Consider the following 13,770-nt stretch of genomic DNA (forward strand, 5'->3'; position numbering starts at 1 on the left):
TAATATGCAGAAATTAACATTAAAATTCATTTTGCTTTTCAGCAAATTATGGACAAGCATAGGTATCGATGTTGCCCAATTAAGGATAATAATTGAAACAAAATTAACAATAGATGATCGTCGTCCTTTAGCCTCGTTCACGAAGAATCAAAATAAGAAACCAGCTAAAAATTCAACCTGGTTTCAATTTTTTATTTTCTCCCTTATGGGGCTCATGTTCTTATCATTTGTTATTATCATCCCCGATAAATTCTTAGCGACATCATTATTCTTAACATTTATATTATCCATATTATCATTATCGCTGATAACAGACTTCTCAACAATTCTGCTTGATAACAAGGACCAATATATCATTTTACCAAGACCAGTGAATGATAAAACAGTTGCTTTTTCAAGAATATTATACATGCTAATAAAGATTTCTACGCAATTACTGCCCATAACATTACCGGCATTAATCTATGTATTTATCAGTTGGAATATTTTTGCGGCATCGATGTTTCTTGTTCAAATTGTAATAGCAGCTTTAATAGCGGTTTTCTTTGTCAATATTTTCTATTCCTTATGTCTACGTTTTCTGTCTATTCAAAAATTTAAAGATACAATCAGTTACATCCAGATATTCTTTTCCATTTTTATTTTTCTAGGTTATCAAATTGGCCCTAGAGTAATGCAAAGTTTTACAGAAGGAGAAAACAGTATTTATCATCTTAAATTACTATGGATTTCTCCAGGAACATGGATCGCATCTTTTCAAGCCATGCTAGTTAAAGATTTCAGTGGTTTGATACTTATTTTTGCTTCTATTAGCATCATTTTACTTATTGTGGCCATTTTAGGGTCATCACAATTATTTTCGAAAGATTTTAATAATAAAATAGCACAGTTAGCTATCGGAGACAGCCCAGTTAAAAAAGAAGAACTATCACAAGAAGGGAAAATTTCGTTTTATAAAAAAATAGAAAAAATATTCACAAATACACCATTGGAAAAAGCTGGGTTTTCTATCATTTGGTTGATAACTTCACGTTCTAGAGAATTTAAAATGCAACTGTATCCCACAATGGCTTACTTACCGATCTACTTCATCTTTCTATTTCTGCAGGGGAAAAATAATACATTGGCTGAACAAATTGACCGTGTGAATACATCAGGACTTTATATTATGATTTTCTATCTATCGCTTTTTACAGTATTAACTGTTTTCCAACTAATCACTAAAAGTGAAAAATACAAAGCGGCATGGATCTATTACGCAGCCCCTATTCAACAAACAGGAGAATTAATGTCAGGAGTATTAAAATCAGCATTCTTAAAATATTTTGTTCCCTTCAATTTAATTTTTCTAATCATTTGTGTCCCCCTTTTTGGTGCACATGTGACCAATGATATTCTGCTAGCAACAGCCATAGGAGGTATTGAAAGTGTTCTTGTTATGTTATTCCTAGTCAAATCTTTTCCCTTTTCACAATCTATAGAAAACGGAAAAAGTAGAACAATCATCAACCTGTTTATATTAGGACTTTTAGCATTAGTAGGTTACTTACATATCGTTATTCACGAATACGAAATTATAATTTGGGTGATTACCATTATAGCGTGGATTATATTTTTAATCATGATTAAATATCTGAAAAAAGAAAATTGGAAAAGTCTAGCTTTTGATGATAATTAATAGGAAATTTCAACCTGATAAAAATATTAATTACCTTTATACTAATTCCTTATAAATTACAAATTATGTCAACAATTACAGTCAGTGCCGATATAAATGCCCCCTTAGAATATGTCTGGAAACTATTTATCAAACCAGAGCATATTATTCAATGGAATGCTGCAAGCGATGATTGGGAAACAACAAGCGCAACCAATGATTTGCGAAATGGAGGTCGATTCAGTTTTCACATGGCCGCAAAGGATAAAAGTTTTGATTTTAATTTTGAAGGACAATATGATGAAGTGAGGCCCCTTAGGCACATAGCATATACGCTTGGAGACAACCGAAAGGTAAGTACTACATTTTTTGAAAACAAAAACGTGGTAACAATCGTTCAGAGTTTTGATAGCGAAACCTCACATTCCGAAGAACAACAACACTCGGGGTGGCAGGCCATCCTCAATAATTTTAAAAAATACGTTGAAACACAATTTCAGCAAAAAGATGCTTAACCCTAATTAAGCATAAAAGAATTACGGGGGCTATGGCCCCCGTAATTCTTTTATTATTCAAAACATCCTATCTTGGATCCTGATTAACTTCAACAAATAACCACGTAGCTTAAATCTATAGATCCTGAATAACATTACTCTATTCTTTCACTCCTTATTAAGGATACTCATGTGTACTAATCCTAATTAACCATCATCTTTTCTATTTTGATAAAGAAAAAATAAAGATGATCATCAATAAAAAACTATTAATACCTTAATTTTATTAAGTTTAAAAAATTAAAACAGGTTATTTTCAACTTTTCAAACTTTTTAATAAAATGTTTGGAAAATTGAATTTGTATTTATAACTTTAGTCTAAGCAATATGAGTAAGAAAGAAGAAGTAAAGAAAAAAATTGGTAAATCAGCAATGGAATGTTTTGCGAAATTCGGTTTGGACAAAACAACCCTTGAAGACATTGCCAAAGCTGTTGGTCTCAATAAAACATCATTATACTATTACTATAAAAGCAAAGAAGATATATTCATTGAGGTAGCACTAGAAGAAGGCGAAAACTATATTCATTCGCTACAAAGTGCTACGGTTGAGAAAGAAGGAATTGAAAATAGAACAGCATTTTATCTCGAATCACGATTCAATTATTATAAAAATGTATTGAACATGAATCGTGTTTCGGTAGAATCAATGGGTAAGTTACTTCCGCGATTCTTCGAGCTATATGATGCCTTGATGATTCGAGAAAAAGCATTCCTCACACAGCTATTGGAAGAAGCAGTTAAAGAGGGAGAATTGGAATTAAAAGATCCAAAAAATACAGCTTCCGTATTGATCAATTTTTCCAATGCACTAAAACACAGTGTGGAACAGCAGGCTATACTAAAACAAGAGCCTGAAATTGATTATTCGCAAAGTCTGCAAGATACCAAATTTTTAGTGTCTTTGATTTTTAAAGGAATTAAAAAGTAGCCGCAATGTAGTATTCGATAGAAACTAGAGAAAGGGTAAAAGCTATTTTTGATATTTTTTAATGTTGTTGCTAAAACTAACCAATTATAAATATGAAAAAGGTCCTTTTACTCAATCTGATCCTTTATCTCTGTATGTCCGGCACAGTCCTCGCGCAGAGCTTTATTAAAGGAAGCATTAAAAACAGTACCACCAATGAAGCCGCATACGCAATCTCGATTCGCGTTAAAAATGGCACCGACGGAACCTATAGTGACGATCGGGGTAGGTTTCAATTGAAAACCTCTAACTCACTTCCGATTACATTATTGATTTCCTCAATAGGTTATGAACCTCAAGAATTCATCGTAGAAAGTTTTTCAACTCCATTAGAACTACTTTTAAAACCAGCTCAGATTCTTGGTCAAGAAGTCGTCGTCTCGGCAAGCAGAACAGTACAAAATAAACTGTCGTCTCCAGTTACCATCGAACAGATCAGTGCCAAAGATGTCATTAACTCCCCGCAACTCAATTACATGGATATGATGCAAGGACTAAAAGGAGTAGATGTAACTGTCTCTAGTCTGGGATTTACCAGTGTAACAACTAGAGGTTTCAATACAAGCGGTAATACTAATTTCACCCAAATCGTAGATGGTATGGACAACCAGGCACCTGGGTTAAATTTCCCGCTCAGCTCCGCAATTGGTCTAACTCAGCTCGATGTGGAAAATATTGAACTTCTTTCAGGAGCATCCTCTGCATTATATGGTTCAAGGGGATTAAATGGAACTATGGTTATGACGGGTAAAGATCCATTCAAATACCAAGGAATTAGCGTGTTAATCACTCAAGGGGTCAATCACATCAATAATAAGAAAAAAAATGACCCCGTATCGCCTTCTCCCTATTACGATTGGACAATTCGTTTCGCCAAAAAAATAAATGATAAAATCGCCTTCAAAATAAATACACAATATACTCAGGCTAAAGATTGGGTCGCCAATGATGCTAGCAATAAAAATGGACCAGGAACCAGCCTAACTGATCCCAACTACAATGGCGTAAATTTTTACGGAGGCTCTACCTCCACCGATATTTCGCCCTTTCTACAGGCGGCTCTTGCCGGAAATCCGGATCTAGCCCCTATTATAGAACCACTACTGAGCAAACCCAACTATGTTGCTCGTACCGGATATCCAGAATATGGATACTTAGACAATACCGCCAAACTTTTTAAAATAAATGGAGAATTACGTTATAAGATAAGCCCAAAAATAGAAGCCATAGCATCAGGAACTTTCGGCACTGGAAATATCGTTTACACCAATGATACCCGATATCAACTAAAAGGTTTCAAAGTGGGACAGTACAGACTGGAATTAAAAAGCGACAACTGGTTTGTCCGAACCTATACTACCCAAGAAAATTCTGGCCGTACACTAGTAGCAGGACCTACAGCACAATACATTAATGAGTCTTGGAAAACAAGCTATGATGGAGAAGCTGGTGGTTGGTATCCTGAGTATACATACCAGTTGATCAATTCACTTGCCGGAGGAGCAGCACTCAATGATGCACACTTAGCTGCGCGAGCATTTGCAGATCAGGGACGAGCAGAGTTAGGCACTCCGCTATTCAATCGACTTAGAGATAGTATCACAAGTACACCTATTTCAGAAGGGGGTACACTCTTTCTTGATCGTAGTAAATTATACAATACCGAAGCCCAATACAACTTCAGTAATCAAATCAAATTTATGACTGTTATTGCCGGAGTCAATTGGCGTTTATATAATTTAAACAGTAAAAACACCCTATTTCCTGATAAAGATAAACCCATAAATGTAAATGAATATAGTGCATACGTGCAAATGGCGAAAAAAGTAGCCGAAGAACGATTGAACATAGCAGCTTCATTTAGATATGATAAAAATACGCTGTTCTCCTCACCAAAAGTTACATCACGGGCGTCCCTGGTTTTCGAAGCAATGAACCAAAATTTCATTCGCTTCTCCTACCAAAATGCCTATAGCTTTCCTTCCAATATACAAGCCTTGCAAAATACTTTAAATGGATACAACAGCTATTCATCTGGAGGTTCATCACGCTTACTAAACGATAATTATCAATTTGACAAGTACCCACCATATGTCTATGAAAGTGTACTCAAGTTTCAAGAAACAGGTGATCCAGGTGTACTTAAAAAATTTCAATATGACGACATCAAACCGCAATCAGTAAATGCTTTTGAATTGGGTTATGCTGCCTTATTGGGCAATAGATTTATGATTGATATCCTAGGATATTTCTCCACTTGGAAGAATTTCATTGGCTATGCCAATGTAGCAAACACACCAGGGACTGATGATGTTAACGCCTTAAAAGATCACAGCACTTACATACAGTATAACATTGCTTTTAATGGAGGTGAGACAGTAAATACCTATGGTTATGCCGCCAGTCTAAGTGTTGACATGGGATATAACTTTTTGGGTAAAATTAATTACTATTCCGACTACCTGAAAAATAAAAATGATAGTCAGATCAATAATTTTAATACACCAAATTATCATATCAATATGGAATTTGGAAACAGTGGCTTTGGTAAAAAACAAGTTTGGTCATTCAATACAAGTTTACGGTACAAACCCGGATATCATTATGTCGTATCGGGAGGATTAGCTTCGGGAGAAGTACCAAGTTCTGCAGTAATAGATGCACAAATTAGCTATAAGTTGATCAAAGCACGCTCAGGAATTCGTCTCGGTGCAACTAACATAACCAATAAATACTATTCAACTGGAATCGCAAATCCCAGAATTGGAGCAGTATATTATGTCACCTATGCTTATAATATATTATAACCAACCCTAACCTTTAAACTTATAAACCATAACCATTATGAAACAATCATTTTATCTAAAGCTTACTTTACTATTTATGATAGTAGGAATGATAAGCTCCTGTAAAGGAACAAAAGAACAGCAGGACAACTATGCTAATATCTTGACTTTTAAACCTGGCGAAGAAGCAAAGATTGAAGAGGCATTCTTATCAATAAAAGACAGTACAAGTATTTTACTTCAGGCAGGTAATTACAAATTTGACAATTTAAGTATCGTACAGGTCAAACATATTTTAATTCATGGAGAAGGCCATGATAAAACGGTCCTCAATTTTTCCAGTCAAACGCAAGGCGGAGAAGGTATCCGAGTTACCGATGTCAAAGGATTTACTATCGAGAACATGACCATTCGTGACTCTAAAGGTGATTTGTTAAAAATCAGCAATAGTAGTGATGTGAAAGTTGCAAATTTACATGCGCTATGGAGTCAAGCAGATTCGACAAGTGGAGGCTATGCGATTTATCCTGTGCTCTGCAAAAATGTCCTTGTTGAAAATTGCTATACAGAAGGTTCTTCAGATGCAGGAATCTATGTAGGCCAAACAGACGGCGCAATTGTTCGCAATTGTAAGGCAGCCAAAAATGTGGCCGGATGTGAAATTGAAAATACGTCAAATGCAGAAGTATATAATAATGAATTTTATAACAATACAGCAGGGTTTCTAATTTTTGATTTGCCAGACTTATCGAAAAGGGGTGGTAAAGTAAAAGTTTATAACAACAACATTTATGACAACAATTTTAGAAATTTTGCCAAAAGCGGAAGTTTTGGTACCTCTTGGGGAGTAGGAAATGCTTCGCCCGGAAGTGGTATTATCATCCTGGCAGCTTCAGATATTGAAATCTACGACAATAAAATTACTGGAAACAATACCGCAGCAATTACAATTGCATCAGGCTTTGCAACAGATGACAAAGCTGCAGAAAAAATTAATGCCAACTATTCTCCTATTTCCAAAAACATTAAAATACACAGCAATAAACTTGAAATGGGACCAGAATTTCCAAAACCCGCATTCGAACATCGAATTGGACAAGTATTAGTTGCAACTCAAGAACAACTAAATAAATTGGACCCTAATCGCAAATTTAAAAGAATTCCATTAATCGTATATGACGGTTTCAGTAGTAATGTATTAACAAAAGGAACAGCATTAAATCCAGATTCTATCTGCATCAATCAACCTGAAGAAAATCTATTTGTAAACGCTGACTTCCAAAATGTTGCAAAGCCGGAAAACTGGAAACCAAATACGGATAGTGCACCATTTCAATGTAAATGATCATGCAAAAGTCTTACCTTTTAACCATAAGCATCTTGCTCAGCACATTCCTAATTTTGCTCATGCATCAAGGATGCAATAACACAAATAAAGCAAAATCCGATAATAGTAGTGAAGGGTTTACATTTAAGGAAAAACTTTCAGATTACGGATTTTTTAAAGGAAACCTTAAAAATTTAGAACCAGTAAAAGGCGTTACCAAATATGATTTAAGTACACCCTTATTTACAGACTATGCTATAAAAGATCGATTTATCGTACTTCCGCACGGAAAGCAGATCAACTATAGGGCTAGTGGCCCCTTAGAATTTCCAGATTCAAGCATTATCATCAAAAATTTTGCTTATACTAATGAGGCGCACCAAAAGATCATGATTGAAACCCGGTTATTAGTGAAAGATCCCAAAACTAAAAAATGGATAGTCATGAATTACCTTTGGAATAAAGAACAGACCGATGCCATTAGACACATTACAGGAGCTAAAGTACCGATTACTTTACTTGATGAAAATGGGAATAAACATGTCACTAATTATATGGTTCCAAATACAAATGATTGCAAAAGGTGTCATACTAACAACGGTACACTAACACCAATAGGTCCAAAAGCAAGAAATTTGAACTTTATTCCTAAAGATCAAATGAACAACCAGCTAACAAAATGGACTTTAGAAGGTAAACTCGTTGGCTTACCCGAAATTTCAAAAGTAGCACAGTTACCAGTATGGACAGATAGTAAACATTACAGTTTAGAGAAGCGGGCACGTGCATATTTAGATATTAATTGTGCACATTGTCATACAAAAGGTGGCGATGCATTTAATACTGGTCTATTTTTGGATTATGAAGAAAATAATCCAAATCATTTAGGCATAAAAAAAGCACCCGTTTCAGCTGGTGGAGGAGCTGGAGGATTAGATTTTGATATCATTCCCGGAAATCCAACGCAGTCTATTCTACTACATCGCATGAATAGTGTAGAACCTGGAACAGCAATGCCAGAACTCGCGCGTACCATCATTCATAAAGAAGGAGTTGCATTGATCCGAGAATGGATACAGCAATTGCCACAATAAAAATAACTTTTGAAGCATAGCTTATAAACATACTTGACTAATGACAGATCATATCCTAACCATTTTTGAACTTCAGCAAAAAAACAAAGCTGTACTCCAATGGAGTACAGCACAACAACGTATATTAAAATTACGTCGATTAAAAACTGCAATTGAAGAATTTGAAGAACAGATCTACGATGCATTACAAACTGATTTAAGAAAAAGTAAATTTGAGTCCGCCCTTACGGAAGTATTTTTCGCACTCAGTGAAATTGATTTTGCTATCAAGAATTTAAAACAATGGATGAAGCCAAAAAGGGTCCGCAGGACATTGACAAGTATATTGGCAACAAATCGCATATATCAGCAACCAAGAGGCGTATGTCTAATAATTGCACCGTGGAACTATCCATTTCAACTGATTATGAGTCCATTAATATCTGCAATTGCAGCTGGAAACTGCATCATATTAAAACCTTCAGAAATCAGCTCTGCAACGAGTAATGTCATCACGCAATTAATTAAAAATACTTTTCAAGAAGAGGACATAGCTTGCTTCGAAGGAGATCGTGCTATTTCAGAATTCCTACTTCAGCTTCCTTTTGATCACATATTCTTTACAGGAAGTACTACGGTAGGAAAAGCTGTTATGCAGGCAGCTTCCAAAAATCTAAGTACCGTTACACTCGAATTAGGAGGAAAATCACCAGTCATCATTGACGAAACCGCCGATATAAAAGATGCTGCTTCAAAAATTGCTTGGGGCAAGCTCATCAATGCAGGTCAGACCTGCATTGCACCTGATCATGTATTTATACAAAGATCCAAACTTGAAGAGTTTATACAGCAGTACAAAGAAGCTGTTACCCGTCAGTTTTTTAATGACCAACAGCAACTGGATATGGCACAATATAGTAAGATCATCAATCGACAACATGCCGAAAGATTAGTGGGATTGATCACTGATGCTGTAGACAATGGGGCCTACATAGCTTGGGGAGGAGAAGTACTGTGGCCCGAATTGACCATTTATCCTACCCTCCTATCTCATGTACCGCTAGACAGCAAAATTATGCAGGAAGAAATCTTTGGCCCAATACTCCCCGTTATTCCCTATGACGATCTAGAGATGCCATTAAATATCATCAATAGCAAGAGTAAACCTTTGGCCCTATACATTTTCAGTAAAAATAAACTTACCGTAAAACGCTTGTTAAAAAGCACGAGTTCAGGTGGCGCGTGTATAAATGATGTTGTCATCCATGTATCTAACCCAAACCTTCCTTTTGGTGGCGTAAATGGTAGCGGAATGGGAAGTTGTCATGGCATTTTCGGCTTTAAAACATTTTCACATGAAAGGTCAGTAGCTTTTCAATCAGCATTCAACATGTCGCAACTTATCTATCCTCCTTATACAAAAAAAGAATGGGTGATGAAATTACTTCGAAAATTTATGTAAGGATAAGAATATTCACTTATTTTTTTACGAGCTGATTATACACTATCTTTAACAGTCAAAATTAGCTTTGATTCCTGTATGTTAAACTTCTTAAAATCAAAAATTACAATGGTACCCACAAAGTGCCATAAATCAATTCATGTCCTTTTCCATTTCATTTTACTTATCGGCTGCTTATCATGTACAGCCTCGCTTGCTCAAGAAATAGATAAAACTCAACTTAAACTTCATTATGAATCTGCTACAAAACAGTTCAATACTTATGAGCAAAAACATCGCAGGACTACAAAGACTAAAAATGTAAATTTATCCTATCTCCAATGGGGCGACAATCAAAATAAAACTAAAGTGCTAATATGGCTCCATGGCAGTCTAAGTAACGCTTACGAATTTGCTCCTTTTGCATTAGACCTTGTCAAAATCGGTTACCGTATTATTTCAATAGATCAATATAATGCCGGAAAAACTACTCTGCCACCATTTGATGCTTCATTCGATGATCTCTGTATTGACATCAAATCATTAATGGACACTTTACAAATTCAACATGCTATTATAGGAGGATTTTCCCGTGGAGGCTACCTAGCAACAAATTTTTATAAACTGTTTCCTACATACGTCGCAGGTTTAATACTGGAGGATGGCGGATCAGTAGCCTTTAATACCAGCTACTTCAAGTTGAATAAAAGACAATTAGAACAAAAATTACAAGAAGTCAATCTCCCTGCTGACATAGAAGAAAAGTATTTCGGCTTTTATAACGATCAATTTGCTGCCTATAAAAGCCTTTATGATGACAGCAATAAATCAGATCAATTTGAAATCTTAAGTTTTTTGAAACCGCTAGATCAAAAATGGATCACCTACCGCGGACAACAAGAATACTATCATATGCGAGACAGTCTACAGATGTCAGAAGCAATATTCGGCAATCCCAATGTCAGTAAATATGCTTCCTCCATTATAAAAATAGCTCCATTTGAAATATTTAAACAAGTAGACATTCCTGTACTCATACTAGATGCAATTTCAGTTCACGATCCTATGCCTGTTGATGCAGAAAACAAAATACTTGCTGAAAAGCATTCCAACTTCATCAAACATATTGCTTTTGAAAATGTGGATCACAATATTCATTTCGCATATCCTGAGCAATTTCTAAAAGTTATTACTAAATTCTTAAACGAAGTAAAATTAACTACAGACTGAACTAACGGTGGTAAAGAGCATGAAACTAGAATAGGATCCGGAAATATACTACTACCGCTTGCAAGATCATTGTACAAATGGTATTCCCGGCTATAGTGCACCGCCAGTCATTCCCAAGTTAAACTGTTTTGATATAATAGTATTTTTTTAAGAAAAATAAAGAAGTAGATACCGTATCACCAAATTTAGGCATAAAAAAAGGAGACAACTAATATATAGTGTCTCCTTTAAGTAGCGGGGAGCAGGATCGAACTGCCGACCTCAGGGTTATGAATCCTGCGCTCTAACCATCTGAGCTACCCCGCCGTTTTTCGGTATGCAAATATAGCAATAACACTTCAAATAAAAAGCTTTTTTTTATTTTTTTTCACTGTTTTAGCGCCTTAGCGCACAAAAAAAACGCAATTACTTTATAATGAAACAAATAGTAATAATAAAAAAACAAAAGTGAGAACATAAAATATCAGTAGCTTAAGCATGCAATATTTTTAATTTTTAAAATCGAAAAGTTTTTTGTAAAATAATTGCAAAGACAAAATAAATATGTATTATTACAATAATATATATAAGTATAACCAATGCACAGTTAGAAAGTATGTTAGAGTTTTGTAGCGGGGAGCAGAATCGAACTGCCGACCTCAGGGTTATGAATCCTGCGCTCTAACCATCTGAGCTACCCCGCCGTTTTTGGGAATGCAAATATAGATTTTTTTAAGTAAATAAAAAATAAATATTCATATAATATGGCTGAAAAAATAAAATTGAACTTAGAATATATAGTAAATTCTTCACCTAGGATTTTATTCCCCTATTTACAGGAGCCAAATGCCTTATCACAATGGTTTGCCGATGATGTCAATTACCGCGAATCTATTTATGAATTTATTTGGGATGATGAAGGTCAAAAAGCCAAAATTGTAAATGTTAAAGAAAACAAACTAATCCGCTATAAATGGCTTGAGGACGAGCCTTATTACTTTGAACTAGAAATTGATCAGGACGAATTAACAAATGATGTAGCACTCCGCATTACTGATTTTGCAAAAGAAGAAGATGTAGAAAATCGCAAAATGATCTGGAATAATTCAATTGAGTATCTCCAAAGTGTAATTGGAGGATAAAAAAGTATATCTTTGCATCTTAATAAGGTCTATTAAATAGATCTCTAAAGCTTCAAAAAAATCATAGCTTTAGAAAGGAACATATGATCGGATGAAAAAGATTTATTTACTTATTCTTAAATCCTTTATAAAGCCATTTTTCGTCACTTTTTGTATTGTGATGTTTGTGCTTTTAATGCTTTTCTTATTTAAATACATAGATGATTTAATAGGTAAAGGTTTTGAATGGTATGTCATACTGAAACTAATCGGCTATCAATGTGCGGTTCAGATCTCTATGGCTATGCCACTTTCTATGCTATTGTCATCCATTATGACTTTTGGTAATCTTGGAGAGAGTTACGAACTAGTTGCCATCAAAGCCGCAGGAGTTTCACTCAGAAGAGCCATGACTCCTTTATTCATTTTAGTAGGTTTTTTCAGTTTAAGCTCATTTCTCTTTTCGGATTACATATTACCTATCGTAAATTTAAAGATGGGCTCATTATTATATGATGTCCGCAATAAAAAGGCTGATTTTTTAATAAAACCTGGTATTTTCAATAATACTATTCCAGGTTATTCAATACGAGCAAAAGGTAAAAATGAGAATGGTACAATCCTGTACGATTTGATGATTTACGATAATCAAGGTGGAAATGCTGGCAATACGGTTTTAATCGCTAAAGAAGGATTTATTTATAATTCTCCTGATAATAGCTATATGATCTTAAAACTTAAAGATGGAATTCGCTATGAAGATGCACGCGTAAAAAGTTCTAAAAGCTACGATCTCCGTCAGCAGTTCACGAGATTTAAATTTAAAGAAACTGAGCAAAAATTTGATATGGAATGGAATAAGATGCAACGAACAGATGAAAATTTGTTTAAGAGCCATCACGCCATGTTAAACTTAAAACAGTTAAAAGTGTATACCGATTCTAATAAAATGAAATTAGACAGTCTTAAGCACTCTCTCTCGCTTACTGTAGATAATCGTTTTAATCTATATTCTCCATATTTTAATACCCTAGAAGGAGGCAAAAAGATAAAACCTGCTTCGGTAAAACCTTTTAATAATTTATTAGAAGATCTTGTTCTTCCCGAACAGCGTGCACAGATTACAGGAAATGCGTTGAGTCAGTTAAACTACATGAAAGACGATTTGAGTAACAAATTGCCTGATTACAAAGATTTAAATGGCAAAGACATCCGGTACCGCATTGAGTTTCATCGGAAATTTACATTAGCTGTCTCATGTCTTTTATTATTTGCTATTGGTGCGCCTTTAGGAGCTATTATTCGTAAAGGTGGGCTTGGTCTACCTGTTATCATGGCTATTATATTCTTTCTTATTTACCACATTATTTCTACCGTAGCAGAAAAATCCGCAAAGGACGGTGCAATTTCACCTATTTTAGGGATGTGGATGGCCATTATCATATTATCGCCATTAGCTGGATTTTTAACGTATAAGTCAACCACTGACTCGGCCTTATTTGATATTGATCAGTACAAAATAAAAGCTGAAGCTGGATTGAATTGGATTAAAAGTAAGATTGGTAAAAAGAAGGCAAAATTGCAATAATAAGCTCATTTTGACTTGCACATTATAATTAAAAGAGAATACTAC

At 34.9% G+C, this 13,770-nt stretch carries 10 protein-coding genes and 2 tRNA genes; 10 read left to right on the forward strand and 2 right to left on the reverse strand.

Annotated features, from left to right (window positions below):
* Positions 1–4: 4 nt before the first annotated feature.
* From EDF66_RS12415 to EDF66_RS12450, 8 genes are all read left to right on the forward strand, one after another.
* Entirely contained in the window at positions 5–1,678 is a 1,674-nt protein-coding gene (locus tag EDF66_RS12415) for a hypothetical protein (protein ID WP_132842976.1), read from the forward strand.
* Positions 1,679–1,743: 65 nt separating this feature from the next.
* Entirely contained in the window at positions 1,744–2,172 is a 429-nt protein-coding gene (locus EDF66_RS12420) for an SRPBCC domain-containing protein (RefSeq protein WP_132842978.1), read from the forward strand.
* Between the two features lie 366 nt (positions 2,173–2,538).
* A complete protein-coding gene (locus EDF66_RS12425; protein WP_132842980.1) occupies positions 2,539–3,141 on the forward strand; it encodes a TetR/AcrR family transcriptional regulator in 603 nt (200 codons plus the stop codon).
* 92 nt (positions 3,142–3,233) lie between these two features.
* Entirely contained in the window at positions 3,234–5,987 is a 2,754-nt protein-coding gene (locus tag EDF66_RS12430; protein WP_132842982.1) for a TonB-dependent receptor, read from the forward strand.
* Between the two features lie 37 nt (positions 5,988–6,024).
* On the forward strand, positions 6,025–7,311 hold the full coding sequence (locus tag EDF66_RS12435) for a parallel beta-helix domain-containing protein (RefSeq protein WP_132842984.1): 1,287 nt from the start codon (positions 6,025–6,027) through the stop codon (positions 7,309–7,311).
* 2 nt (positions 7,312–7,313) lie between these two features.
* Entirely contained in the window at positions 7,314–8,387 is a 1,074-nt protein-coding gene (locus EDF66_RS12440) for an SO2930 family diheme c-type cytochrome (RefSeq protein WP_165902428.1), read from the forward strand.
* Between the two features lie 40 nt (positions 8,388–8,427).
* Positions 8,428–9,828 carry an aldehyde dehydrogenase family protein gene (locus tag EDF66_RS12445; protein ID WP_132842988.1) on the forward strand — a complete coding sequence of 467 codons (1,401 nt, stop codon included), beginning with the start codon at positions 8,428–8,430 and terminating at the stop codon, positions 9,826–9,828.
* A 108-nt stretch (positions 9,829–9,936) separates the two neighbouring features.
* Entirely contained in the window at positions 9,937–11,037 is a 1,101-nt protein-coding gene (locus EDF66_RS12450) for an alpha/beta fold hydrolase (RefSeq protein WP_165902429.1), read from the forward strand.
* Positions 11,038–11,269: 232 nt separating this feature from the next.
* Here EDF66_RS12450 and EDF66_RS12455 read toward each other — a convergent pair.
* Positions 11,270–11,343, reverse strand: a tRNA-Met gene (locus EDF66_RS12455).
* 303 nt (positions 11,344–11,646) lie between these two features.
* Positions 11,647–11,720: transfer RNA gene (locus EDF66_RS12460), tRNA-Met, on the reverse strand.
* Positions 11,721–11,780: 60 nt separating this feature from the next.
* Between EDF66_RS12460 and EDF66_RS12465 the strand changes: the two genes are divergently transcribed.
* Both EDF66_RS12465 and EDF66_RS12470 read left to right on the forward strand, forming a co-directional pair.
* Positions 11,781–12,158, forward strand: a complete 378-nt coding sequence (locus tag EDF66_RS12465) for an START-like domain-containing protein (RefSeq protein ID WP_021192118.1) — start codon at positions 11,781–11,783, stop codon at positions 12,156–12,158.
* Between the two features lie 91 nt (positions 12,159–12,249).
* Positions 12,250–13,725: an LptF/LptG family permease gene (locus EDF66_RS12470; protein ID WP_132842991.1), complete on the forward strand. Its 1,476-nt coding sequence runs from the start codon at positions 12,250–12,252 to the stop codon at positions 13,723–13,725.
* Positions 13,726–13,770: the final 45 nt, after the last annotated feature.

The organism is Sphingobacterium sp. JUb20 (genome assembly GCF_004342035.1).
Taxonomy (GTDB): domain Bacteria; phylum Bacteroidota; class Bacteroidia; order Sphingobacteriales; family Sphingobacteriaceae; genus Sphingobacterium; species Sphingobacterium anhuiense.